The organism is Halomonas sp. Cn5-12, from assembly GCF_021532545.1.
Classification (GTDB): Bacteria; Pseudomonadota; Gammaproteobacteria; order Pseudomonadales; family Halomonadaceae; genus Vreelandella; species Vreelandella aquamarina.
In genome coordinates this window covers 20,304-45,188 of the sequence record NZ_JAKGAY010000027.1, presented here as the reverse complement: position 1 = coordinate 45,188, position 24,885 = coordinate 20,304, and the positions used below count along the sequence as shown (strand labels likewise).

Sequence of the window (24,885 nt, the reverse complement as noted above, 5' to 3'; positions counted from 1 at the left end):
CGCCTTGCAGAAGCTGAGGGGCAGGTTAAGAGCCACACAACAGCACCAACACCAACACCAACACAAGGGGGGGTGAAGAACCCACGCCTCAGCTCATCCATTAACCTCAAGTCCGACAGACTGCTAGTGCTGTTCTTCGCGATCTCGCAGTTTATTGCCTACTTCCGCTGGTCGGAGCTTGGCCAGTTTATCGCCATTGAAGGCTCGAACGTGCTGCAAAGCACCGGCTTTACCGGGCTTCCCCTCGTCGGGGCGTTTATCGCTATGAGTGCGGTGCTGAACGTCTTTATGACTAGCGGCTCGGCTCAGTGGGCGCTGATGGCTCCTGTGTTTGTACCCATGCTGATGATGATCGATTTCGACCCTGCCTTCGTGCTGGCGATGTTCCGTATTGGGGATTCCAGCACCAACATCATCTCGCCCATGAGCCCCTACTTTTCGGTAGCACTGGTGTACATGCAGCGCTACAAACCGGACATGGGGCTGGGCACGCTGATTGCCACTATGCTGCCCCTTGCCATGGGCTTCTTGCTGGCGTGGTCGGCGTTTCTGATGTTCTGGCTGATGATGGGTTGGCCCATTGGCCCGGGTGTTTACATGATGGCGAACTAGCGCTACTGCATCGCCATCATCAACTTCCACAAATAGTCGGCAGCGGGCGAGAGCCTTCTGCCGACACGCTTTACCAAGTTGCCCTGGCTGCTGGCCGCCATGGGGTGATCAATCGGGATTGCTTTCAGTAGCCCCGCCTCAATCTCGCTGCGTGCAGCAGCCGCCGTCATAAACGACACCCCAATGCCCGCGCTCGCCATACGCCGCGAGACAGAGTGCAAATTACAGCGATACGCCGGTGTGGCAGGCTGCCCCGCTGCGCCAAATAGCGCATTCACAAACTGCTGAGAGCCCGACACATCGGGCAGAAAAATTAGCTTATGCTGCAGCAGTTCCGCCACGCTCACGCGCTCATGTTTGGCCAACGCATGGGAAGGTGCCACGAGCGCACACAGCGGCCCCCGCTCAAACGAGTGCACCACCAAACGTGGGTCAGAGATCGGCCCATAGGTAATGGCAATATCCACCTCGTCGCTGGCCACCATCTCATGGGGTTCGCGAGGATAGTAAATGCCGGTTTTGATCTCAATGAGTACGTCCGGATAGTGCTCAGAGACCCGCTTCATCACATGGTTGATAAAGCTATCCACAAAGCCATCGCCCACCGACACCACCACCTTCCCGGCCTGCAAGTTACGAAGCCGCGACAGCGTATCGCCCAGCTCAGAGTTCAGCCGCCGCTGGGCCAAAAAGCCATCCACCACCAACTGCCCCGCCTCCGTGAGCATGACATGCCGCCCCTGACGCTCCAGCAACGCCATGCCCAGCGCCTGCTCCAACGATCGGATCTGACGGCTCACCACCGACGGGTTGGTATGCAAATGCTCCGCCGCCGCGCGAATACCGCCGCAGCTGCTGACCTCCAAGAGATAGAAGGCGCGTTTGTCGAGTAAGGTCATTGAGGAAAGCTCTTTTACCTGCGCTGGAAATGCTTTAGATGCACCATCTTTTGATGACGAAGTAGGCTTCACTGATGCTGCAATAAAAACAACACATTCAGTATTGCATAGTCAACACAGCAACCTCTAGGCTGCTAGTGAAGCTGAAGAATAACAACCAAAACACAACCGAGTGATGCAACGCCAGTTGGCTATCGCGCCATATCACAAAAAAAGTAACTCAATGAATAGCGCCTTGGTTGGCGTTTAAGAGGCCACAGGAGATCATAATGACACTTAACTTCCCTCTCGTTTCAATGAAAACACTTGCTGCAGCATGCCTTACCGGTAGCGCGTTAATGGCAAGCCAAGCCATGGCGCAGACGACCATCAACCTAGGCTATAACGGTGCCCCCGATCCCGACAAAAACGCTGTACATGTGTTTGCAGAAAACCTAAAAACGCTGGTCGAAGAAAAAACCGATGGCGATATTCAGCTGCGTTTATTCCCGAATAGCACCCTTGGGGAAGAGCAAGAGCGCATGGAACAAACCATGAGCTCGCCCATGTTGAACATTGCCTCGTTTGCGGGCGTATCACCTATTGCCGATGAAATCTTCGTCAGCGCTATCCCGTTCTTGTTTGATGACTTTGAAGCTGCTCGTACATTCTTTGATGAGGGTAGCTACTGGGAAGAAGTAGAGAACGTTGTCAAAGAGCGCGCCGGTATTGAAATGCTGGCAGTGGTGGAAGAAGGTGGCTTCCTCGCATTCACCAATGATGAAAAACCCATCTCACACCCAGATGATTTCAAAGGGTTACGTTTCCGCGCGATGGATCCAAGCCAAGTAGCGCTTTACGAATCCTTCGGTGCCTCTGGCACGCCTATCCCGTGGACAGAAGTATATATGGCCCTACGCACGGGGGTTGCCGATGGCCAAATGAACCCACCCATGTACATCATTTTGGGCAGCCTCTATGAAGTGCAGGACTATTTGACGCTGGCCAACATCCAGTACTCTAACCAATTTCTGGTAGGCAACAGTCAAATGATGGAAAGCTGGGAGGAAGAAACCCGTAACGCCTTTATGGAAGCGGTAACAGAAGCGAACCAACAAGCGCGAGAACATAACGAGTCCCAGGTGGAAGAGCGTATTGCTTACTTAGAAGAGCAAGGTATGGAAGTGATTCGCCCTTCTGAAGAAGACCTAACCGCCTTTAGAGATATTGGCCAACCCGCCTACTTAGAGTGGCTAAAAGAGCGCAATATTGATCAACGCTGGATTGATATGGCGCTGGAAGATGCAGGTATGAGTGACCTGCTGGACTAAGCCTGTTCATCATTCATTGCGTTAGACAGGGCCGGATACGCCCGGCTCTGTCATTACCTTCCTCACCTTGCGGATAAGACTCTCATGCACGCGCTTCAAACTCGCATGCTGGCGATCACTCGCCCGCTTTCCCTCACGGTGGCTGCCGCTCTTTTACTTACCAATTTGGGCGTCATTCTTTATGGCGTTTTCATGCGCTATTTCGTGGGCGGCGCACCAATATGGACCGATGAACTCTCACGCTTTCTCATTATTGGCACTGTGATGATTGCCGCAGGAGCGGTGTGGATAGAGGGCAGTCATATGCGTGTGGCATTGATAGAACGCCTACTCCCGAGACCTCTTGCGCGCCTACTCAACCTGTATCAATGGCTACTCACACTTGGTATCGCTTTAGGAGGTACCTGGGTGAGCTACCACTATGCACAGTCAGTAGGCATGTTCACGACGTCTGGCCTAGGGGTTAGTCGCACAATACCAGTCATGTCGATGCCCATAGGGTTTACCTTGCTGGCATGGCACGTGTTCTGGTATGGCCCAGCACCATTGCCAACGCTAACCGAGCAAGGCGTTGAAGAGACTCATCCCGAGGAGCACTCCCAATGATTATGACAATGCTTGGTGTGTTTCTTATTCATGTACTCTTCGGCCTACCGCTCTTTATCGCTTTATTAACCACCGCACTGGTCGGCTTTATGTTTGTCGACCCGGCCATGATCCCACGCATGATGCCGCAGCAATTTTTTGGCGGCATCAATGCCTTCTCGCTCATGGCGATTCCGCTGTTTATTCTCGCTGGTAATTTGATGAATGTGAGTGGCCTAACCGAGCGCCTCATGGGGCTCGCACGCTTACTCGTGGGACACATGCGCGGCGGAATGGGCCATGTGAACGTAGTATCGAGCATCTTTTTTGCCGGGGTAAATGGCTCCGCAGTAGCTGACACCTCCGCCCTTGGCTCCCTCTTGGTGCCCGCTATGGAAAAAGAGGGTTATTCGCGCGCCTTTGCCGCGGGACTCACGGCCGGTAGCTCACTGATCGGCCCCATTATCCCCCCCAGCATTTTTATGATTTTGTACGCCTCGCTCACCAACACCTCGGTAGGCGATCTGTTTCTCGCAGGTGTGATACCCGGCCTGTTGTTAGGGGTGGCATTTATGGGGATGAGTGCCTGGTACGCCTGGAAAAAACGCATGCCTAAAAGCGGCCAGTTGCCCAGCGCGAAAGCCCTTGGTATCGCTACCATCGTAGCAATGCCCGCCTTAATTGCCCCGGTGATTATTGTGGCAGGCATTGTCCTGGGCGTGGTCACACCTACCGAGTCTGGCGCACTTACCGCTCTTTATGTAGCCATGTGCGGCGTTGTGCTAGGCGGCTTAAAGTTCACACAATGCTGGCAAGCCATCAAAGACACCGCTCGCCTTACTTCCGCCATTTTTCTAATTATGGCGGCCTCGGCCACCATTAGCTGGCTACTCTCCTACGCACAGGTGCCACAGCAGTTTGTCTCTCTGCTCGCCCCTTATGCCGAAAGTCCGATCCTCATCCTCTTGCTGCTCAGCGCCATTACCTTTGTAACCGGCATGTTTATGGAAGAAGTCTCGGCGCTTATGCTACTTACTCCAATTTTTGCCCCGGTTGCCATGATGGCAGGTATTGATCCCGTTCACCTTGGGGTGATTATTACGCTCAATATCACCATCGCACTCATTACACCGCCTATGGGTGCCTGCGTCTTTGTAGCGGCAGCGGTGAGCCGTATCGAAATAGTCTCGCTCTTTAAGACCATCTGGCCCTTTGTACTCACCGCCATCGCGGTATTGCTGCTACTGATTTTCTTCCCGTCTCTAACGCTCGTACTGCCCCGAATTCTTGGATAATGATGATGCCCACTGCCTCCACAACCTCAGCCACTTCAGCCTTAGCGCCTATTCCTAGTTTGCCCTCGCCTGAGTGGTCAACCGTTAGCCGCATCGCCATTAAAGAGTGTCATGAACACCTGCTGCCCATGAGTCTAGCGCCTTCACCCATCATGGTGTTTCCTGCCTACCAACGACTAGGAATTCCAGGGGCAGTCCCAGAATGTTTTGTACGCGAAGGGGTGTATCTAGCCCTACTAGCGGCGGCAAGAAGCTTACCCGAAGGGATTAAACTACTGGTACTAGATGGCTGGCGGCCATGGCGTGTACAGCAATACTTGTTCGATACGCTGCATGAAGCGATTAAACACCGCCACCCCAACGCTACCGAAGATGAGCTATTAACCCGTACACGTGAGTTTGTTTCTCTGCCTAGTCGTGACCCCGGCGCGCCCAGCCCCCATTTAACGGGCGGTGCAGTGGATGTCACGCTATGCAATGCTGACGGTATACCATTAGATATGGGTACGCTGTTTGATGAAGCGACCCCAGCCTCACATACTGACCATTTTGAGCAACTCAATAAGCTGACGCCCGCCCAGCAACGCGCAAGAGACCACCGCCGCTTGCTTTACCATGCGATGCATCAACAAGGCTTCACCAACCTACCTAGCGAGTGGTGGCACTTCGATTTTGGCGATCAGCTTTGGGCTCACTACGGCGGACATAGTGCAGCCTGCTATGGCCCTGCTGAACTAGACACCATTGAAAACCGCTGGCGGCGACAAATCGGCTAACACAACCGGGGCGCATCCGCAGAGAAAAAGCACATACCGGTGCGTAAATGCTCTACGCACGTGGTGGCGGCAACCGTGAGCTGGCGGCCTTCTAAACTCACAATCTGTGCCCTGGCTCCGCTCATTACTGGGTAGGCCATGGGCAACGCCACAATCTCCCCACGCCTGATCTCATCAGCGACGGTTAGCTCGGGCATAAACGTGACACCAATGCCCGAGCGCACAAAATTCTTCAGTACGGCCACCGAGTTAGTGTGCAAACGTGCATCCAAGTAGCGGCGCTCCTGGTGAGCCACCATGTTGACCATCTGACGCATCCCAAAAGGGTTATCCATTAACGCCAACGGCCACTGCTCGATATCGCTCAAAGTCGCTGGGCGAGACAAGCTACTTAGCTCATGCCCTGGTGGCACAATGAGATCTAGCGGCTGACGGGTTTCCACATGGCAATGAATGTGAGGGTCAACCGGCGGTGCATATAGCAACGCGAGATCTACTTCCATCTCCTTCACCAACGTCATCGCCTCGTTTACGCCCGCCATACGGATTTCTACATTGATGCCGGCAAAGCGCGACATGAATGCCCCCAAGGGCGCTGCGATTAAATCGGCAATAAAGCCTTCCCCTACGGCAATTCGAACCTCGCCACGGGCCATTTCCTGAATCGCCATGAGCTGGGAAAGCACCGCCTCTTCCGAAAGACGCTGTGCATGGTAATGCTGAATTAACAGCCTGCCTGCTTCTGTCGCGCGCATGCCACTGCCGTGACGTTCGCACAACATAACGCCCAGCTCCTCTTCCAGAGCCTTCAATTGGCGGCTAATGGCCGATGCATCCACATTGATATGCGCCGCCGCACGCCGAAGAGAGCCGCGGCGCACTACCTCATTGAGATATGCCAAAGCTCGTTGGCTAAGCATGAATGAATATTCTCCCAAATGAACTCACCAGCCATAGGATGCAATGTAGTGCTTCAAGATATTTTGCCCAATGGCCATGGTCATTCGCTATCCTGCCGAAGTGAAAAAGCATTATATTTGAAAGTGCAGGGTCTAGTACTTCAGTCGTAACTACTGCCGTGATCGTTCATGCATTGCCATCCGGGCTTGCTGCTGCCGACAGTGGCATCGCCAAGCCCGGTACTGGTGCTTTCGTCGCCAGTCCGACCAATGAAGCACATGGGACAGGGCCTGTTGTCCTTGCCATAGACATCTCCCGATTAGTCGCCTGAGCTCGGAGAGTGTCCACTCAATCCTGTTGGTACGAGTTTTTTTGCTGGTGACTCGCTTGCCGTATCGCCACCAGCAAGGCGTGGGCGAGCAGCGACAAAGTAATGTGGCGATGCCAACTGGCCCAGCGCCTCACCTCATACTCATCCAGACCGCATTCCCCTTTGGCCGTCTGAAAACCTTGCTCGATTTTCCAGCGCTGACCTGCGACTCGAACCAGCGTCTCTATTGATACCCAGTCCCTGGGCGCATGGACCACATAATAGGCCTACTCATCCGGTGTCGAGAGGCTGCGTCGGATCAGAAGATAATGGCCCCAGCGGCGTCAACGCCCAGTCGTACCAGCGTTCGCCCTTGCTGCCTGAGCCAACGGATAGGGTCTGCCATGCGTCATCCGGCAATGCCGCTGCGATCTCGTCCGATCGCGTGTAGTGGAAGCTCTGCCACCACAAGGATTCGTTACAAGTCACTTCTAAAACAAAGGGTTGTGAGCGCTCCTCCAGCCACAGACGCAGGCTGCGGTTACCACCATAGACGCTATCCCCCGTCACCCAGGCGGCCGGTATGTCCTGATCCATCGCGCGCTCCAGCATCCGGCGAGCTAGCTCGGGTTTGCTGGCAAATTCGACGTCATCAGGGATGCCCGCACGCCGACAACGCTCACGCGTCCTGTGTCCAGGATTTGGGCAAGTACAGGGCGCGATCCAGGAAGGCATGCCCCGCCGGGCTAGCGTAGCTACTCACAAATCCCCCAATGCCGGGTACTACAAAAGTTTCGTAGTGCTAGCCTTCCCGTGCTTCCCCCAGCTTAAAAAAGGGAGCGCAACAGCCAAGGCAACAAAACGCAACACAAAATAATGCCGACTCAAAACACTTTTGGATTGCTGTTTGTGGTTACTAGCGTGGTTATAGCTGCTGACTGACCAAAACAAAAGGGCTTACGCGTTAACGTAAGCCCTTGATATGTTTGGCGCGCCCGGCAGGAATTGAACCTGCGACCTTCGGCTTCGGCTTCGGCTTCGGCTTCGGCTTCGGCTTCGGCTTCGGCTTCGGCTTCGGCTTCGGCTTCGGCTTCGGCTTCGGCTTCGGCTTCGGCTTCGGCTTCGGCTTCGGCTTCGGCTTCGGCTTCGGAGGCCAGTTTAAGCCGCACAAGCATCGCCCTTCCCCACCGTCAAAAAACCAATAAACAATATTTAAAACAACAAGTTAATTAACATGCCAATGCATTTCAAATCTTCTCTATCACACCCATTAACGCCATTCTGTGCCCTTCATTGCCAAAACGTTGGCACATACCGTGACTTTTCTGTGTCCTGTTTTCTACCAAATTTGACCTCTGGTCACCGCGCACTACGGACTCCTTTAATTGATTCGGCTACGCGTAGAACGCCAGCAGTACCTATGCAAAAAAACACAGCTCCATACGCGCCACCTGCCCTTATCGCCACCGTGCTAAACTGTCCTGTGTTTCATCGGTTCAGCATTGGAGGCCAGCATGCCAGCTTCTCATCGTCGTAAGCTGCCTATAGGCATTCAAACTTTTTCGGATATCCGAGAAGGCGGCTATTACTACGTCGACAAAACGCCGTTCATTGAAAAGCTGGCGAACCAAAACAAATACTATTTTCTCTCCCGCCCGCGTCGCTTTGGCAAAAGCCTGCTGCTAGATACCCTGGGCTGCCTATTTGAAGGCCGCGAAGCGCTATTTTACGGGTTATATATTCACGACAAGTGGGACTGGCAGCAGCGATACCCGGTGGTGCGTTTAAGCTTTGGCAATGGAGTGGCGGCTGACAGAGAGGACCTAGATGCGAACATTCGATATCAGTTGCAGCAGCAGCGTGCACGTCTGCAGATTACGTCGACGCCTCCTAAGCGTATTGCGGACGACTTTGCTAGCTTGATTGAGCAAGCGCATCGTGTTCAAGGTCAACGCGTAGTAGTGCTGATCGACGAGTACGATAAACCCATCCTTGATAATATTCTCGATAGCGATAGGGCGCGCGAACTGCGCGAAGGTCTGAAAAACCTCTATAGCGTGCTGAAAGATGCCGACCCCCACCTGCACTTTGTACTGCTGACCGGCGTTTCCAAGTTCAGCAAAGTCAGCCTGTTTTCAGGGCTGAACAATCTGCGCGATATCACACTCTCATCTGACTATGCCGCTATCTGTGGCTATACCGACCACGATGTGGACACGGTGTTTGCGCCTGAACTGCCTGGGCTTGACCGTGACGAGATTCGCCGCTGGTACAACGGCTATCGCTGGGGCGGGCAAGACGTGCCCAGCGTTTACAACCCGTTTGATGTATTGCTCTTGTTAGAAGAGCGGAAATTCACCCCTTACTGGTTTGAAAGCGCTACCCCTACGTTTTTAGTAGAACTGCTAAAAAAACGCGGTGTGTTCACTCCTGCCTTGAGCCAACTGCAAACAGAAGCCGAATTGTTAGGCCGCTTTGATGTCGACCATATCGCCACCGAAGCGCTCTTGTTCCAAACGGGCTACCTGACCGCGCATGCTGTCGAGGAGCCGATGACCGGTTATTGGCTCTACACCTTGGGCTACCCCAACCTTGAGGTGGAAACCAGCCTTAACCAAGCGTTGCTACCTGTGCTGGGCGTGCCAGCGCCTCCTCGGGAGCGGCTCACGCTGTTTCGCACCTTGCAAGCGCACGACTTGTCAGGCCTGGAAACCCACCTCAAAGCGCTTTATGCCGGTTTACCCCACGACTGGTACCGCAACAACCCTATCGCCCAATATGAAGGACATTATGCGAGCGTCTTTTACAGCCACTTCGCCGCACTGGGCGTGAATGTGACAGTAGAAGATGCCAGCCACCACGGCAAAGTGGATATGAGCGTCGATTTTGGCGGCCATGTTTACCTGTTTGAGTTTAAAGTGGTGGAACAGCTACCCGAAGGAAAAGCGCTGGAACAAATCAAAGCTAAAGGCTACGCCGACAAGCACCGTGCCAGCGGCAAACCAATTCACTTGATAGGCGTGGAGTTCTCCAGCGTACAGCGGCAGATCGTAGCGTTTGAAGTGGAGACGCTATAGCGCACAGCTACTCATCACAAGCCTCTGTTTAAGCTCGACAAAAAACCGGCCCCAAGGGCCGGTTCACGCTGTTATATTGCCGATCTCTATAAACACGATGGGATTAGCCTTTTAAACGCGCCAACACCTTCGCTTTAGACGCCTTTTCGCGCTCAGCATAAAGCGCCAACTCATCGGTCACCTGGGCGCCCAGCGCCGCTTCAAAGGCATCGCGATTAGCATTGCCGGCATAGGCTTCGCTCTCTGCACCGCCCAAGTTCGACTGGAAAATCCCCGCTGCGCTCACTGGCAGAAAGTCTTCATACGTGATCGGCTGCGCTTCCACTAAGCGCTGGGCGATTAACGCATCCATATCGGCATTGCCAATATCACCCGCGGCCTGGCCTTTCTCGGTCAGATGATAGTGAAAATACGCTAACCCCTCACGGCGCATGGCTTCGTCGTTATCAGGGAGCTTGGCAAAGACGTTTTGCATAACCGTTTGGTGTGCATCGTTATCCAAGCCTGCGGTTTGCTTGCGGCCTTTAGTAAGCAACTGGTCATAAAGTGCACGGCCTTTCGGTGTTAGCGCCACTCCACGCTGCTCAATTTCGCCAAAGCGAGCGGTGTGAGTACCTTGCGCGTCGCCGGCAAAGCGGATTGATTCTTCCAATGCTTTAAAGCTGGTCTGGCGCAGCAAAATGGGGCATTCACGACGCGGCGGCCCTTCAATGACGGCTTTGGGGTTCATACCCATCTCCGGCATGCGGCGCTGTGCTTCGTCGATATCCAAAGTACGCGGCGTCAGGTGATTGATATGCGGCCCACGGAAGCACACCACATCGGCAATCAAACGGTGCTCATCATGGAGCGCCTGATAAGTTTCCAGATCGACCGTCGCATCCTGGTGCCAACGGAAGGTTTCCAGCGCTTCTTTGACGAATTGGTCGGCCTCTTCGCTGGTTAAGCCACCTTGGGTTTCATGACGCTCAATAAGTTCGCGCGCCCCTGGGGTGAAGATATCGCGCTTGGCTAGAATCTCTTCCGAACGCTGGCGCAGAGCCTCACTTTCAATCAGTTCTAAACGCAGTAACGAGGTAAAAACACGGAAAGGGTTCATCGCCAGCGCATCGTCGTCGATAGGCCGGAAGGCGGTTGAATGAACCGGCACGCCCGCTTCTGAAAGGTCGTAATAACCCACCGGATACATACCCATCACAGCAAACAGGCGGCGCAGCATGGAAAGCTCTGCAGCAGTTCCCACACGAATAGCCCCGTGGCGTTCTACGCTCAAACGGGCCAACTCACCCTGCGCTTCCAGGCGGCGATGCAGTTCAGGCTGTTGACTAAGTGTTTCTTGGTTAACGCGCTCGACAAGTTCAAGCAGCGTGCCGTACTGCGGCACTTCGGCTTGATACATGGCCGACATTGCCTTAGAGAAACGGTCACGCACTTCGTTGGTTGAAAGAAGGCTCGGCTGAGTCATTTCGTTGCTCTCTCTTGCATATTGTTGGGATAAGGATGAGACACCGGCGTCAATAGCGCCAACAGCGCCTGAAGCGGGTGGTGTAATGTTTGCGCTGAGTAGCGTTTCACCTGGCTACGGCAGGAGTAGCCGGTGGCGAGCAGCTTGCCCGTGTTTTCGTCGGCTTCCACCTGGGGCTGCCAGGATTGGGCATAAATGGTTTTGGAAGTTGCGACGTTACGGGTTTCATGCCCGTAAGTGCCCGACATGCCGCAACACCCTGTGGTGGCTAACGCCAGCTCTAAACCAAATGCCGCAAACACCTGCTGCCAGGCTTTGGGGCTGCCTGGGGCGTTGGTCTTTTCGGTGCAGTGGGACAGCAGCTTAAAGCCAGGGTCGGTTAGGTTCAGTGGGTGAGGCGCTAGCGTATTCATACGCGTGGCCAGCCACTCTTGCAGCATCAGCACGTTGGGCACTTGTTCGGCCCCCAGGGCTTTGATGTACTCTTGGCGGTAGGTCAGCGTTATGGCGGGGTCGATCCCCACCATGGGTACGTCGAACTCTGCCAGCGCCCGCAGGCGCTTGGCCTGTTTTTCCGCCGTGCGCTCAAAGGCGCCTAAAAAGCCCTGCACTTGCAGCGGTTTGCCGTTGGCAGAAAATGGCATCACGAACACCCGCAGATTCAGTCGCGACAGCAGTTCCACCACGTCCATCACCAGTTTGGCTTCAAAGTGGCTGGTGAAGGCATCCTGGACAATGATCACGCTGTTGGCACGCTGCTGGTCAGTCAGCAGTGCAAGCGAGGTGGGTGTAGCTTCAGCCACGCCCCAGGCACGCAGCTGCTTTTTCACGCTGGCGCGGGAAAGCAGCGGGGAGTCGCTCATTCCCAGCCCTTTACGCATCAGGCTATCGACCCAGCGCTGGCTGAGTAGGGCGTTATACAGCGGCGCTACCTTGGCAAGCGTGGGCAGCATAAACTCAGTGCCACCGATGATGTAATCGCGCAGCGGGCGTAAATAGCGGCCGTGGTAGACCTCTAAAAACTGCGAACGGAACTGTGGCACGTTGACCTTAATCGGGCACTGGCCAGCGCAAGATTTACACGCCAAGCAGCCCGCCATGGCGTCGTAAACTTGATGAGAATAGTCGTGATGTTGCTTGCGGCTAAGCGTATTGGCAACGCGCAGCGGAAAGCTTTTGATAAAGCCCCAGCCGTTTTCGGCTTTCTTTTTGCGCGACTCTTCCACTACATCGATACCAGCCTGGGACTGCAGACGCAGCCACTCACGCATTAAGCTGGCACGGCCTTTAGGCGAATGCACACGGTCGCGGGTAGCCTTCCAGGAAGGGCACATGGGGTCATCAGCATCGTAGTTGTAGCAGGCGCCATTGCCGTTGCAGTACACCGCTGCATCGTAGGCCTGCCACGTCCGCTCATCAATGGTGCGATCCAACTGGCCGCGCAGGGTGACGCCATCAATCGTTAATAGCTCAGGGTCACTGTCTTTGGCGATTAATGCGCGGCCTTCAGCGGGCGATGCAATCTTGCCGGGGTTTAGCTGGTTATGCGGATCAAACGCGGCTTTAACGCGCTGTAGGCTGGGATACAGCTCGCCAAAGAATTTGGGGCCGTACTCCGAGCGCACGCCTTTGCCATGCTCGCCCCATAACAGCCCGCCGTATTTCTGGGTCAGGTCAGCCACTTGATCAGAAATCTCACGAATCAGTTTTTCCTGTTCGGGATCTTTCATATCCAGCGCCGGGCGCACGTGCAGCACCCCCGCATCGACATGGCCAAACATACCGTAGGAGAGTTTGCGGGCATCCAGTGCGGCGCGAAACTCACTAATAAAGTCAGCCAAGTGCTCTGGTGGTACAGCGGTATCTTCGACAAACGCAAGTGGGCGCTTTTCGCCCTGCACATTGCCCAGCAAGCCCACCGAGCGTTTGCGCATGGCGTAAACTTTTTGGATTTGCGGACGGCCTTCCGCCAGGGTATAGCCTAAACGCTCTACCGTGGGGTCTTGGCTCAAATGATCCGTGAACGCCTGCACCCGTTCTGCCAAGCCTTCAGGATCATCGTCATTAAACTCGATCAGGTTAATGCCACGAATTGGCGTGCTGCCGGTGGCGGGGAAAAACGTCGCCACGCTGTCCCAGACAAAGTCCTCCATGGCCAGCTGCAGCACGGTGTCGTCGATGGTTTCAATCGAAGTGGGGCGCGCGCTGGTCGTCATCAATGCCTTGGCATCGCGCAGCGCGTCCATAAAGCTGGCGTAACGCACATTGACCAAGGTGGCGTGCTTGGGAATCGGCAGCACATTGAGTACCGCTTCATTCAAAAAACCCAGCGTGCCTTCCGAGCCACACAGCAGGCTGTTCAGGTTCAGTTGGCCTTCTGCTTCCCGCAAATGCGCCAGATCGTAGCCGGTTAAGCAGCGGTTGAGCGGCGGAAATTTCGCCTCAATCAGCCCGCGATGTTGGTCGATAATCTCAGCCGCGGTGGTATGCACCTGGCCGAGCATGCCGGGTTGAGCAACGGCCTGCTGCTCCTCGTCCGCGCTAAGCGGGCGGCTATGCAGATGCTGACCTCCCAGCAAAATCGTATCCAGCTCCAGCACATGGTCACGGGTTTTACCGTATTCGCAGCTGCCCTGGCCGCTGGCATCGGTGGAGATCATGCCGCCGATGGTGGCGCGGTTAGAGGTGGATAGCTCCGGGGCAAAAAACAGCCCATGAGGCTTCAGCGCCGCGTTGAGTTGATCCTTCACCACGCCCGCCTGAACGCGTACCCGCCGTGCCTCTACATCGATCTCGAGGATCTGGTTCATATGGCGGGAAACGTCCACCACGATACCGTCGGTCAACGACTGGCCGTTGGTACCGGTGCCGCCGCCCCGAGGGGTGAGCACGACATCGCGGTGGGGCAGCTCGGCAGCCAGCTTGGCAAGGCGTTCCAGGTCTTCCGCATGCTTAGGAAACACCGCCGCTTGGGGCAAGCGCTGATAAATCGAGTTATCCGTTGCCAGCACGGTGCGGTTGGCATCGTCCGGGGCAATCTCGCCTTCGAAGCCACAGGCGCGCAAGGCGTCGAGAAACGCCACATAGCCACTTCGCACTGCCACTTCGCTGACCATTGCGATCATGCCTTGAGCGTCTCCAGCGCCTGCTCGATGAGCCCTAGCCCTTCTGCCATGACGTCTGGTTCAGTGGTCAATGGCGGCAATAAGCGTAAGACATTACGCTTGCGGCCACTGGGCATTAGCAAAACGCCAGCATCGCGCCCCGCGGCCAATAGATTAGCTAAGTGCTCTCCCCCCGTGGCATTGTCGGTATCTTCAAAGACGATACCGCGCATCGCGCCAACACCGGTCATGGCTCCTAGCATGGGAAAACGCTCGCTGGCCTTCCAGCGCTGGTAAGCATTTACAATCGCCGCTTCTTGGGCATTGCCCCATTCGCTTAGCGCCTCGTCTTGCATGATATCCATCACTGCCAATGCAGCTGCACACGCAACCGCATTGCCTGAATAGGTGCCTCCCAACGCGCCTTTGGGTAAGGCATCCATTAACTCTTTACGCCCTACCAAAGCGGCCAGAGGAAGACCTGAGGCAATGCTTTTTCCTAACAGAATCAGGTCGGGCTCGATACCTAGGTGACTGAAGCCAAAGCGTTTACCGGTTCGTCCGAAGCCTGATTGGATTTCGTCACAAATCAATAAAATACCGTGCTGATCGCAGATTGCCCGCAGCGCTTTAGCAAACTGGGGGCAAAGTAAGCGAAAACCGCCTTCCCCTTGAATGGGTTCAACGACGACACACGCCACTTCACTGGGAGCAATTTCTACGTCAAATACACGCTCTAGGGCCGCCAGCGACTGCTCGGCGGATATCCCACTATCCTGGCTGGGAAACGGCAGGTGATAAACCGGGCCAGGCAACGCGCCTAAACCGGCTTTGTAGGGCTTAACTTTGCCGTTCAAATTGAGCGCGGCCAAGGTGCGGCCATGGAAAGCATCGTCAAAGGCAATCACGCCCTGGCGACCCGTGACACCACGGGCAACTTTCAGAGCATTTTCTGTCGCTTCCGCACCACTGTTCGTCAGCATGCATCCCAGCGGATAAGAAACCGGCACAAACTGGTCAAGTCGCTCTACGACAGAGAGGTAGCCACGGTGCGGCAAGGCATTAAACGCTGAGTGCATGAGGGTATCGACCTGAGCCTTGACGGCCTCGACCACCGCTGGATGGCCATGCCCCAAGTTAAGCACACCAATACCGCCAATAAAGTCGATATAACGCTGTCCCGCTTCATCCCATACCTCTGCATTACGCCCTTTAGTAATGCAAACGGGATGGAGGATGCCTAATGCACTGCTGACGTTGGGAAGGTCCATCGTCGAAAACGCTCCTGAAATGACTATGTGTTCCCTTATCAAACAGGTTCATATGGCAGATCACAAACGAAAAAAAACGCTAAATACATGCCAAGCAGGAATGCATTAGGTGTGAACACATGATCAGAAGCATAATCATCCGCCGCTCAGCATAGCCCACTCATTGCTAGCACATATTCCACCAGGAATACTATAAAAAGAAAACGTCGCGCCGGCCATGCAGATAAAAAGCACAAATCACTGGTTACTTAAGGATTTCTTAAAAGCCTTTGGTATGACAAAATGGAATGCGTACACAACTTAATTTCTTTTGTCTGTCGGGCTGCATACGTGAACAATAGTCAGCTATTTTTTCGCGCCATTTTCACTGATCGATCCCCAGACGGTCGGATTGCGAGAATTGCTAAGCAGAATTTTATTATAAATAATTTAATTAGCAGGAGTTAACATGGAAAACATTACTTCTAAAGTGCTATGCGGCGTAGGTGCGACTCTTCTGTTGGCGGGTTGTGGTGGCGACAGCAAATCTAATATCGCTATTGGCCCCCCTGCCAGTACCACTCAAGGCGTTTCCCAACTACTTTTTGATGCCTACGGTATTGGTAGCGATAAGTACAATACCTATCAAGAAGGGTTTGGTGCTGCACTCGATGGTGTGCAAGATGGCAACATCGATATTTCTATCGGTATTCTTGGTTTACCTTCTGGCAGTATCGAGAACTTACAAGCCTCGAGCGGCGATGCGCGCCTAATTAGTTTAAGCGATGACGCTATCAACTATATTGAAGAGAATAGTGCCTATAAGCGCTTTACGATTCCCGCTAATAGTTATGCGTTCCAAAGCGAAGATGTAAACACTATTACGGCTTATGCCATTTTAGTTGGTAACACAAATACTATTGATGAAGACCTGGGTTATGAACTAGCGCGTTTAATGCATGAACATGCTGAAGAAAACACGCACTCCCAATCTGCGTTCATTACCCTTGAAAATGCACTCAATGGTTCAGAAGGTCTCCCCATTCACCCCGGTGCTAAAAAATATTACGAAGAGCAAGGCCTCACCGTAAATAACCCGGTTGCGGAGCTTGGCGAAACTGAAGCCAAAGAAGAGTTTATTTTAGGTACCGGTAGCCAAGGCGGAACTTACTACCCTCTAGGCGGTGAGATGGCCACCATTTGGAACCGTTACCTGGAAAACTATAACTTCACGAATATTGAAACTGGCGCTTCAATCGAAAACTTAGTGAGCATTCGTGATAACGGTATGGATCTCGGGATGACCGTACACGCACCGGCACAAGATGCCGTTGCCGGACGCGGAGAGTTCGAAAGTGGCGCGATTGATAACGTTGCCTTTATCGGACACATTTACCCTGAAGTCATTCAGATTGTGACCCGTGAACGCTCCAATATTGACAGCCTAAGTGATCTAACCGATTGATGTTCCCCTTTCGCCGCTGGCTAAGCCAGCGGCGTTATATGTATGAGGTTTAATCGTGGATAAAAAAAAACTCCTGACGAAGCAGCGCTTTTAGAAAAGTATGATCGTGAGTCACAAGTACGTTCTGCACTACAGCTAGGCAAGTGGGGTTGGCTGATCACCCTAATGGGTGTATCACTGACTTGCTTTCATCTCTATACCGGTTATTTTGGTACGCTACCGTCACAGCAGCAAGGTGCCGTCCACTTAGGGCTTGCCTTGGGGATGATCTTTATCTTATTCCCTGCAACGCGCGGTGCGGGCAGGCGTAATGGCGTGCCGTGGTACGACGTAATACTCGCCTTCGTAGCCACCTTTGCCGCCTACTATAAAATCCTATTTTATGAAGAAGTTCTGCGTGCAAGGGTTACGGGCTATTCAGCCGTTGACCTAACGATTGCCGCACTCGGCGTACTGTTTGTACTAGAAGCAACTCGCCGTACTGTTGGTATGCCAATTGTTGTCATGGCTACGTTGGCAATTCTCTATGCGCTGTTTGGTAACTTGATCCCTAGCCCTTTGCTTTCTCATCCCGGCTTCTCTCTTGAGCAGGTGTCTCCCTACTTATGGTTTAGGGAAAGCGGCGTTTTTGGTACGCCCCTGCAAATATCGGCGCGCTTTATCTTCTTGTTCTTGTTTTTCGGCGTTGTTCTGATGCATACCGGCGTAGGCCGATTCTTTAATGACTTAGCCTTTGCGTTAACCGGGCGCTTTACGGGTGGGGCTGGCAAAGCCGCCGTTATAGCAAGCTCGCTTCAGGGTATGATTTCGGGAAGCTCTATCGGCAACACCGTGGCTTCTGGCTCTTTCACCATTCCTATGATGAAAAATGCCCGCTTCAAGCCCGAGGTAGCAGGAGCCGTCGAAGCGTCAGCCTCTACCGGCGGGCAGATCATGCCGCCCTTAATGGGTGCTGCGGCTTTTATCATGGTGGAGTACGTGGGCGTCTCTTACCGCGAAATCATGTTCTCGGCGCTGATTCCCGCCATTCTCTATTTTGCGGGTATTTTTATCGGGGTGCATTTCGAAGCCAAACGTCATCGCATTCTCGGCCTTCCTAAAGATCAATTGCCCAGCAAGCGTAAGCTGATACTGTCAAAAGGCTACATGTTGCTGCCTTTGCTCGTCATTATTACGACTATTAGCGTTGGCTTTACCGCTCAACGGGCAGCGCTACTGGGTATCGCATGTGCGTTTGCTGTCAGTTTGGCTCGCAAAGAAACACGCCCTTCGTTAAAAGATATATTGGTTATTTTTGAAAAAGGGGCGCGCGTGGCACTGCCAGTGATCGCAGCGGTCGCTTGCGCAGGCATTATCGCTGGCGTGGTAGGCATGACAGGAATGGGGTCAAAATTTGCTGCTGGCATTATTAGCTTAGCTGACGGCGTCTTGATACTTGCGCTGTTGTTCACAATGATTGCCTGTATTGTCTTGGGCATGGGATTACCCACAACAGCAAACTATGTGGTCACCGCCACCATTGCCGCACCAGCACTGATTAATGAGTTCGGCCTTCCGCCAATGGCAGTACATTTGTTTGTCTTTTATTTCGGCATCATCGCCGATATTACACCTCCCGTGTGTTTAGCCGCGTTTGCGGGTGCAGGCATTGCACAAGCCAACCCGATGAAGACCGGCTTTACGGCGGTTAAATTGGCGATTGGTGCGTTTATTATTCCTTATGCCTTCATTTATAATCCTGTGCTGGTATTAGTCGAACCTACGCTGCTAGGTCTTTTAAGCGCGCTGTTCTTTTCACTCGTAGGGATTATGGGCGTCAGCAGCGCACTACTCGGTTACTTTGTGCGTGATTCCTTCTTCGGGGAGCGTCTGGTACTGTTAGTCGCAGGGCTTGCCATGGTGGTTCCCGAGTTGCTAACCAGCGGTTTAGGCTTGCTTGCCATGGTGACAGTAGGCTGGCTTCAGTCGCGCCGACCTGATAAATCCCAGGAGGCTGCAACGCTCGCCCAATGAGCCATTATAAAAGCCTAGCTTCCCCCTGGCGCTTAGTCGCCGGGGCGGCTTTCAGGTCATCAGGAGCGCCAGGTTTGGCATCACGCAATCTTCCTTCTACGGCGGCTATGCAATGCTTTGAAGCAGCCGCACGCCATATGAGTTTTACTCGCGCAGCAGACGAGCTAAACCTCACCCAAAGTGCTGTCAGCAAACAAGTCGCGCACCTCGAAGCCACCTTGCAACACAAGCTATTTCGTCGCGTGCGACGTAGCCTGCTGCTAACCCCAGAAGGGGCCATTTTTTTAAGTGACGTACGCAAAGTGCTCACTCAAATTGAGATGTCGACGCAAGCGATAATGACCTACAGCGGTAATAGCGAGGTTCTTAAAATCGCCACCTTACCTAGCTTCGGTAGCCGCTGGTTGGCCAATAAGTTGCCCACCTTTTTAGCCGCCAATCCAGGCATTAGTTTGGAGTTTCATGACCGCGTAAAAGATTTCGATCTTGAGCAGCAAGATATCGATATTGCTCTGTTTTATGGGCATGGCAGTTGGCCAAGCCTTGCTTGTCATAAGCTTATTGATGAGGATATGGTCGCGGTTGCCTCCCCTGAATTACTCGCTCGGCACCCCATCCAGTCAGTGGATGACTTAACACAACTACCGCTACTTCACCTCTCGACACGCCCTGACGCATGGCACCATTGGTTTGCAAACCAAGAGATCATCACTGACCGTAGCTATCATGGCACCCGCTTTGAGACCTTTCCTATGCTGGTGCGAACGGCAATGGCAGGCGGTGGGGTCGCACTGGTTCCTCACTTCACCGTCGATGAAGAACTAGAAAGTGGCCGACTAACAGTTGCTTGGCCATATCGGCTATTCAGTGAGAATGCTTATTATCTTGTCTACCCTGAACACTTGGGGGAACTCGCTAAGGTACGGCGTTTTGTAGAACACATTACCCAGCTCAGTGACTTTCACTGACGTAACACGGCGCACTGCTAGTTTATAGTTAAACAACTAATAATTGCTTTGTGCCAAACAACTACTTCATTCCCCCCATTAAAAGCTTAACGCGATTAATATTTTTATACGCTTGATCTTTATAAAAGCATTGAGAAACTATCGGGCAGAAGCACAAACGAAGAGAACATCTTCTTACTTCACACTTCAAGCACACAGGGGCTATGAATCTCAACACGATGACTGAACGCTACCAGGTGCATCTGTGTGAAGACTGCTTCTTCCGCACCCTGGCTTACTTTAAGCAGAAACGTGGTGTGCAAAACTTATTCAGTGAAGAGTGTGATACTGAAGTGAAGGCAGGCGAACGTGGGATGATCGCTACAACGTCGCATCACGGTAGCTCAATCAATTGGAAGCAACAGGCCTCGATGGATGGATTGATAAGCCTCGCAGTGGTCTCACGCCTGTTTTGGACGAGAGCGATCATCAAAGATTGCAGGAACTCACCGCCAAACAGCCTTACCAGACTCGGTCCTTGCAGGCTAGTTTTAAAGAAGAGACGGGGAAGAACGTCAGCATGGTAGCCCTTCGCCGAGCGTTGAACAAAATATCTTCAGACTCAAGCCTATCCGACACTCACTGCACTGCGTGACGAGACGGTTTTCCGAAACATCCAAGGCCTCATCAATTCACTCCAGCGGCAGTACCAGGGTGAGCACGAGTTCTATTATTTTGACGACTCAGGGTTTTCACAATCTTCATCGGTACCCTATATATGGGGCCACATTGGGCAACCTTGCAATGTAACCGCCTACTCACGCAGCTGCTAGCTGAACGTATGAGGGTTTCTCGACCGTGCAGGGAAATTGATCGAAGGATACGCACATCTCTATGGAATCTCCATAGAGATGTCAAAGGTGAAAACTGCTGAGTCACAACTTCATTTTACGCTGCTGATCGGTCATATTGGCGGTTGTGGAGTTCACACGACCTTATTTCTACCTTACCTTATTGCCAGCAAGCAGGTGATGTAAGCAACACCACTGATTAGCCTCATCGCCTCAATCGGCGGCGAGTAAATAAAGTAGCTTTTGTGCGAACAGCACAGGCGCCTCCACCGATGGCACATGGCCAACACCTTCAAAAACCTCCAGCGACGCGCCATCAAGTTCTGCCGCCAGGGCTTCTAGCGTCGCGGGCGGGGTGGCCATATCCTCACTGCCACCAAATAGCTGCACTTTGACTTTCTTAGAAGCTAGTTTTCCGGTGAACGTATCGCGGCCCAGCATTTCACACAGCTGGGCGTAGGACTCATCGTCGCCACGGCCCATCTGGGTGCACCAGCCCGTTTTCAGCGCCAGGCTTGCCTCAAACGCTTTTGGTGCAAACCAGCGCGGCACAATCTCTTCAGACATCGCCGCCAGGCCTTCCTGGCGCACGCGGCCTGCGCGGGTGTTCCATTGATCCGGGTTGCCGGTCACTGCGCCAGTGTTGGTCAGCGTAGCGGAGAGCAGGCGGTCGCTATGCTCTGCAATCAACTGCTGACCGACGACACCGCCAATGGACGTACCGGCAAAGTGAAAGCGCTCAGCGCCCGCCAGTTCTGCCAATGCCAGAGCCTCAGCGGCTAAATCAGCGGGCGTGATCTGCTCGCCGCTAACCGCCTGGCTAGCGCCGTGGCCGGGAAGATCCCAGGTCAGTACTCGATAGCGAGACAGAAGCAGGGGGATAATGTCGTCCCATACCGCCTGACTCATGCCCAGCGGATGGGCCAGCACGATAAGTGGGTTCACTTCCGCGCCGAGCAGTCGGTAGGCCACGCTGCGACCGTTGATGGTATGAAAAGCCATGTCTGCCTCCGTTAAACCCGTTCGATCAGCGTAGCGATACCCTGCCCTACGCCAACGCACATGGTACACAGCGCGTAGCGCTTACCGCTGTTGTGCAACTCATGAGCGGCGGTCAACAATAGGCGGGCACCGGACATGCCCAGCGGGTGCCCCAGGGCAATCGCGCCGCCGTTCGGGTTAACGCGCGGGTCATCGTCAGCCAAGCCAAGGTCGCGCATACACGCTAACGCCTGGGCGGCGAACGCTTCGTTAAACTCAAATACATCAATATCATCCATGGCGATACCAGTGCGCTTGAGTAGTTTCTGCACTGCCGGTACCGGCCCATAGCCCATGATGCGCGGCTCAACGCCAGCCGTGGCCATGCCGATGATTTTCGCCATTGGCTTCAGGCCGTGCTGTTTGACGGCTGATTCGCTGGCCACCAGCATGGCGGCTGCGCCGTCGTTGACACCAGAAGCATTGCCTGCGGTTACACTGCCGCCCTCACGGAAAGGCGTCGGTAGGCCAGCGAGCTTCTCAAGCGTGGTTTCCCGCAGGTGCTCGTCCTGGTCAAAAATCAATGACTCCTGCTTGCGACGAGGGATCTCAATGGCGGTGATCTCTTGGGCAAAGCGCCCCGCCTTTTGAGCGGCAGCGGCTTTCTGCTGGGAGCGCAGGGCAAAGGCGTCCTGGTCTTTACGAGAGATAGCGAACTGCTCGGCGACGTTTTCTGCCGTTTCCGGCATGGAATCAATGCCGTAGGTTTTCTTCATCAGCGGGTTGACCAAGCGCCAGCCAATGGTGGTGTCTTCGATTTTTTGAGTGCGATCGAAGGCACTATAGGCCTTGCCCATCACGTAGGGCGCACGGGACATGGACTCCACACCGCCTGCCAGCGCTAGCTCCATCTCACCAGCTTTAATGGCGCGAAAGGCCGTGCCAACGGCGTCCATACCTGAGCCGCACAGACGGTTTATGGTGGTGCCGGGCACCGAGGTAGGAATCCCCGCTAGCAATGACGACATACGAGCCACGTTGCGGTTATCTTCACCGGCCTGGTTAGCGCAACCCATGAACACTTCTTCAATAGCGGCTGGGTCAAGATCTGGCGCTTCGGCTAATACGGCTTTAAAAATCGACGCGGCGAAATCATCAGGGCGCACGCTAGCCAAAGTGCCGCCAAAGCGGCCTACAGCCGTGCGGCGGGGATGGCAGAGATAGACATTATTCATGCTCATAACAACTCCTTATTCGCCCGCGTGGGCCCGTTCAGTGCGGGCTTTGAGCTCGCGTAAAATCGTCAGCTCTTTTTCGCTGGGCTCGGGCGTGCTCTCAAGCTGCTCGGCAAAGCGGATTTCCCAGCCGGTGGCGTCAATCACCTCATCGCGGGTTACTCCGGGATGCAGCGATACCACCACTAGCTCTTTGGTCTCGGCATCAGGCTTCATGACACATAGATCAGTAATCACCTGGGTGGGGCCTTTGCCGATATTAGGTACGTTATCGCGGCCTTTACCGTCGCGGCCAAAACCGAGTGTGGTGACGAAGTCGACGTCTTTCACAAACGCCCGCTTGGAGTGCTTTAGGGTGATAAACACTTCGCCCGCGTTGGTGGCGATTTCAGGCGCCCCGCCGCCGCCTGGCAGGCGCACCTTGGGCGCTTTGTAATCGCCGATGAGCGTGGTATTCAGGTTAGCAAAGCGGTCGATTTGCGCGGTGCCTAAAAAGCCCACGTCCACTTTGCCGCCCTGCAGCCAGTAGCGGAACATTTCCGGAACTGCAACGGTGGTCAATGCTGATTCGCACAGTTCACCATCGCCAATGGAGAGCGGCAGAATATCGGGTTTGGTTTGCAGCGTGCCGGACTCATAAATCAGCACCACATCAGGAGCGTGCGTCAGCCGCGCCAGGTTGGCAGCTTCCGAGGGCAGGCCGATGCCCACAAAGCAGGTCATGCCGTTTTCCAGCGCCCGCGCCGCGGTGACCGACATCATTTCAGAAGAGGTATATTCAAGGCTCATTAGTTATTCTCCTCTTTACTGTAAACGTTCTCATCGAGCCACAGAGTAAAGGTATCGCGGTCGCGTGCGATGGCATCCCACTCTTTATAGAAACGGTTGCTGCGACCGTAATAGCCGTGGGTGTAAGACGGCAGCGCGCCTTTCTCGGCCACCGCGACGGTGCTGATGGCCCAGCTGGGAATCACGCAGGCATTGGGGGTAGCCCCTAGGTCATCAACAATCTCTTCCACTGTGACGATGCTGTGCTTGGCGGCGAGCACTGCCTCTTTCTGTACGCCGACAATCCCTTCTACCAGCACGTTGCCCTGGCGATCCGCTCGCTGGGCGTGAATGATCGAAACATCCGGGCGCACCGACGGTACGGCCGCTAGGCGCTCCCCAGTAAAAGGGCACTCAATGAATTTGATTTGATCGTTGACACTGGGCAGTTCGCTGCCGATGTAGCCACGAAAAACAGCCAGTGGTAACCCCGCAGCACCCGCTTCAAAGGCACAGGCCATGGCTGCGTGGCTATGCTCAAGAATCTCGATTTTGCGCGGCCAGCCTTTCTCAACCGCATCGCGCAGGCGGTGCAGCGAACCCACTCCAGGGTTACCGCCCCAGGAGAAAATCACCTTTTTAGCGCAGCCCGCGCCAATCATCTGATCGTAGATGATATCGGGGGTCATGCGGATCAACGTCAGGTCGCGCTTTTTCTGACGGATCACTTCGTGACCGGCGGCAAACGGAATCAGGTGGGTAAAGCCTTCCATGGTCACGGTGGCGCCGTCTTGGACGTAGCGCGCTACCGCATCATGCAAGCTGAGAAACTCGGCCATAATGGATGCCTCTTAGCGTATCGTTGTCTGCTTATGGATAACTTGTTCGCGAAACGAACATAGATTCTCTATACGAACAACTTACTGTCGAATGCATACCGGGTCAAATTGCTGTTGAGCTAATATCTGCAAAGACGGGTCAATACATCAACTTATAGAAACCAAAAACCCATTTAATAACAATATGTTATTTATAAACACAC

At 54.0% G+C, this 24,885-nt stretch carries 21 protein-coding genes and 1 pseudogene; 10 read left to right on the top strand and 12 right to left on the bottom strand.

From position 1 onward, the window contains the following. Positions 1–612: AbgT family transporter (locus tag L1249_RS13560; RefSeq protein ID WP_235253636.1), on the top strand; the 612-nt coding region annotated here is incomplete at its 5' end. A 2-nt stretch (positions 613–614) separates the two neighbouring features. Here L1249_RS13560 and L1249_RS13555 read toward each other — a convergent pair. After that, positions 615–1,511: a LysR family transcriptional regulator gene (locus L1249_RS13555; protein WP_228168978.1), complete on the bottom strand. Its 897-nt coding sequence runs from the start codon at positions 1,509–1,511 to the stop codon at positions 615–617. Positions 1,512–1,780: 269 nt separating this feature from the next. Between L1249_RS13555 and dctP the strand changes: the two genes are divergently transcribed. The 4 genes from dctP to L1249_RS13535 all read left to right on the top strand — a co-directional run bounded on the left by dctP (position 1,781) and on the right by L1249_RS13535 (position 5,477). Beyond that, entirely contained in the window at positions 1,781–2,821 is a 1,041-nt protein-coding gene (dctP, locus tag L1249_RS13550; protein ID WP_228168979.1) for a TRAP transporter substrate-binding protein DctP, read from the top strand. Between the two features lie 84 nt (positions 2,822–2,905). Beyond that, positions 2,906–3,427 (top strand): TRAP transporter small permease, encoded by a 522-nt coding sequence (locus tag L1249_RS13545; RefSeq protein ID WP_054641042.1) that lies wholly within the window; start codon positions 2,906–2,908, stop codon positions 3,425–3,427. After that, positions 3,424–4,701 carry a TRAP transporter large permease gene (locus L1249_RS13540; RefSeq protein WP_228168980.1) on the top strand — a complete coding sequence of 426 codons (1,278 nt, stop codon included), beginning with the start codon at positions 3,424–3,426 and terminating at the stop codon, positions 4,699–4,701. Before L1249_RS13545 ends, L1249_RS13540 begins: the two co-directional genes overlap by 4 nt. Before the next feature lie 5 nt (positions 4,702–4,706). After that, complete coding sequence (locus tag L1249_RS13535) at positions 4,707–5,477, top strand: M15 family metallopeptidase (RefSeq protein ID WP_228168981.1); 771 nt, start codon at positions 4,707–4,709, stop codon at positions 5,475–5,477. Here L1249_RS13535 and L1249_RS13530 read toward each other — a convergent pair. The 4 genes from L1249_RS13530 to L1249_RS13515 form a co-directional block, all read right to left on the bottom strand. Next, entirely contained in the window at positions 5,474–6,397 is a 924-nt protein-coding gene (locus L1249_RS13530; RefSeq protein WP_054641043.1) for a LysR family transcriptional regulator, read from the bottom strand. The two genes, L1249_RS13535 and L1249_RS13530, sit on opposite strands and share 4 nt — an antisense overlap. A 328-nt stretch (positions 6,398–6,725) precedes the next feature. Beyond that, on the bottom strand, positions 6,726–6,965 hold the full coding sequence (locus L1249_RS17705) for a transposase (RefSeq protein WP_353734472.1): 240 nt from the start codon (positions 6,963–6,965) through the stop codon (positions 6,726–6,728). Positions 6,966–6,978: 13 nt separating this feature from the next. Continuing rightward, on the bottom strand, positions 6,979–7,422 hold the full coding sequence (locus tag L1249_RS13520) for a transposase (protein ID WP_228168983.1): 444 nt from the start codon (positions 7,420–7,422) through the stop codon (positions 6,979–6,981). Positions 7,423–7,571: 149 nt separating this feature from the next. Next, on the bottom strand, positions 7,572–7,862 hold the full coding sequence (locus tag L1249_RS13515; RefSeq protein WP_235253634.1) for a hypothetical protein: 291 nt from the start codon (positions 7,860–7,862) through the stop codon (positions 7,572–7,574). A gap of 339 nt (positions 7,863–8,201) precedes the next feature. Between L1249_RS13515 and L1249_RS13510 the strand changes: the two genes are divergently transcribed. Beyond that, on the top strand, positions 8,202–9,764 hold the full coding sequence (locus L1249_RS13510) for an ATP-binding protein (protein ID WP_054645045.1): 1,563 nt from the start codon (positions 8,202–8,204) through the stop codon (positions 9,762–9,764). Between the two features lie 103 nt (positions 9,765–9,867). On the opposite strand, the gene hglS is transcribed toward L1249_RS13510, so the two are convergent. Genes hglS through L1249_RS13495 form a run of 3 tightly spaced genes read right to left on the bottom strand, consistent with a single transcriptional unit; the run spans position 9,868 to position 15,604 of the window. Then, positions 9,868–11,229, bottom strand: a complete 1,362-nt coding sequence (gene hglS / locus L1249_RS13505) for a 2-oxoadipate dioxygenase/decarboxylase HglS (RefSeq protein ID WP_228168985.1) — start codon at positions 11,227–11,229, stop codon at positions 9,868–9,870. Then, a complete protein-coding gene (ydiJ, locus tag L1249_RS13500; protein WP_228168986.1) occupies positions 11,226–14,354 on the bottom strand; it encodes a D-2-hydroxyglutarate dehydrogenase YdiJ in 3,129 nt (1,042 codons plus the stop codon). The genes hglS and ydiJ overlap by 4 nt, the downstream gene beginning before the upstream one ends. Continuing rightward, on the bottom strand, positions 14,351–15,604 hold the full coding sequence (locus tag L1249_RS13495) for a 2-aminoadipate transaminase (protein WP_228168987.1): 1,254 nt from the start codon (positions 15,602–15,604) through the stop codon (positions 14,351–14,353). The genes ydiJ and L1249_RS13495 overlap by 4 nt, the downstream gene beginning before the upstream one ends. A 448-nt stretch (positions 15,605–16,052) precedes the next feature. On the opposite strand from L1249_RS13495, the gene L1249_RS13490 reads away from it, so the two are divergent. The 4 genes and pseudogenes from L1249_RS13490 to L1249_RS13475 all read left to right on the top strand — a co-directional run. Next, positions 16,053–17,048 (top strand): TAXI family TRAP transporter solute-binding subunit, encoded by a 996-nt coding sequence (locus L1249_RS13490; protein WP_054641046.1) that lies wholly within the window; start codon positions 16,053–16,055, stop codon positions 17,046–17,048. 153 nt (positions 17,049–17,201) lie between these two features. Then, on the top strand, positions 17,202–19,061 hold the full coding sequence (locus L1249_RS13485) for a TRAP transporter permease (protein ID WP_266100146.1): 1,860 nt from the start codon (positions 17,202–17,204) through the stop codon (positions 19,059–19,061). A 74-nt stretch (positions 19,062–19,135) separates the two neighbouring features. Then, complete coding sequence (locus L1249_RS13480; protein WP_054641047.1) at positions 19,136–20,029, top strand: LysR substrate-binding domain-containing protein; 894 nt, start codon at positions 19,136–19,138, stop codon at positions 20,027–20,029. A 382-nt stretch (positions 20,030–20,411) separates the two neighbouring features. Then, positions 20,412–20,838: pseudogene (locus L1249_RS13475) on the top strand (IS630-like element ISHsp2 family transposase); the annotation flags it as partial. Positions 20,839–21,072: 234 nt separating this feature from the next. On the opposite strand, the gene L1249_RS13470 reads toward L1249_RS13475, so the two are convergent. The 4 genes from L1249_RS13470 to L1249_RS13455 are packed head-to-tail and all read right to left on the bottom strand — an operon-like array spanning position 21,073 to position 24,682. Next, on the bottom strand, positions 21,073–21,861 hold the full coding sequence (locus L1249_RS13470; protein ID WP_228168988.1) for an alpha/beta fold hydrolase: 789 nt from the start codon (positions 21,859–21,861) through the stop codon (positions 21,073–21,075). A gap of 11 nt (positions 21,862–21,872) precedes the next feature. Further along, positions 21,873–23,075: a 3-oxoadipyl-CoA thiolase gene (pcaF, locus tag L1249_RS13465; protein WP_054641544.1), complete on the bottom strand. Its 1,203-nt coding sequence runs from the start codon at positions 23,073–23,075 to the stop codon at positions 21,873–21,875. 15 nt (positions 23,076–23,090) lie between these two features. Next, positions 23,091–23,864 carry a CoA-transferase subunit beta gene (locus L1249_RS13460; protein ID WP_054641536.1) on the bottom strand — a complete coding sequence of 258 codons (774 nt, stop codon included), beginning with the start codon at positions 23,862–23,864 and terminating at the stop codon, positions 23,091–23,093. Continuing rightward, positions 23,864–24,682: a CoA transferase subunit A gene (locus L1249_RS13455; RefSeq protein WP_228168989.1), complete on the bottom strand. Its 819-nt coding sequence runs from the start codon at positions 24,680–24,682 to the stop codon at positions 23,864–23,866. Before L1249_RS13455 ends, L1249_RS13460 begins: the two co-directional genes overlap by 1 nt. Between the last annotated feature and the right edge of the window lie 203 nt (positions 24,683–24,885).

Coding starts and splice junctions, on each gene's coding strand:
- L1249_RS13555 (WP_228168978.1), bottom strand. CDS start 1,511: ATGACCTTACTCGACAAACGCGCCTTCTATCTCTTGGAGGTCAGCAGC.
- dctP (WP_228168979.1), top strand. CDS start 1,781: ATGACACTTAACTTCCCTCTCGTTTCAATGAAAACACTTGCTGCAGCA.
- L1249_RS13545 (WP_054641042.1), top strand. CDS start 2,906: ATGCACGCGCTTCAAACTCGCATGCTGGCGATCACTCGCCCGCTTTCC.
- L1249_RS13540 (WP_228168980.1), top strand. CDS start 3,424: ATGATTATGACAATGCTTGGTGTGTTTCTTATTCATGTACTCTTCGGC.
- L1249_RS13535 (WP_228168981.1), top strand. CDS start 4,707: ATGCCCACTGCCTCCACAACCTCAGCCACTTCAGCCTTAGCGCCTATT.
- L1249_RS13530 (WP_054641043.1), bottom strand. CDS start 6,397: ATGCTTAGCCAACGAGCTTTGGCATATCTCAATGAGGTAGTGCGCCGC.
- L1249_RS13520 (WP_228168983.1), bottom strand. CDS start 7,422: ATGCCTTCCTGGATCGCGCCCTGTACTTGCCCAAATCCTGGACACAGG.
- L1249_RS13515 (WP_235253634.1), bottom strand. CDS start 7,862: ATGCTTGTGCGGCTTAAACTGGCCTCCGAAGCCGAAGCCGAAGCCGAA.
- L1249_RS13510 (WP_054645045.1), top strand. CDS start 8,202: ATGCCAGCTTCTCATCGTCGTAAGCTGCCTATAGGCATTCAAACTTTT.
- hglS (WP_228168985.1), bottom strand. CDS start 11,229: ATGACTCAGCCGAGCCTTCTTTCAACCAACGAAGTGCGTGACCGTTTC.
- ydiJ (WP_228168986.1), bottom strand. CDS start 14,354: ATGATCGCAATGGTCAGCGAAGTGGCAGTGCGAAGTGGCTATGTGGCG.
- L1249_RS13495 (WP_228168987.1), bottom strand. CDS start 15,604: ATGGACCTTCCCAACGTCAGCAGTGCATTAGGCATCCTCCATCCCGTT.
- L1249_RS13490 (WP_054641046.1), top strand. CDS start 16,053: ATGGAAAACATTACTTCTAAAGTGCTATGCGGCGTAGGTGCGACTCTT.
- L1249_RS13470 (WP_228168988.1), bottom strand. CDS start 21,861: ATGGCTTTTCATACCATCAACGGTCGCAGCGTGGCCTACCGACTGCTC.
- pcaF (WP_054641544.1), bottom strand. CDS start 23,075: ATGAATAATGTCTATCTCTGCCATCCCCGCCGCACGGCTGTAGGCCGC.
- L1249_RS13460 (WP_054641536.1), bottom strand. CDS start 23,864: ATGAGCCTTGAATATACCTCTTCTGAAATGATGTCGGTCACCGCGGCG.
- L1249_RS13455 (WP_228168989.1), bottom strand. CDS start 24,682: ATGGCCGAGTTTCTCAGCTTGCATGATGCGGTAGCGCGCTACGTCCAA.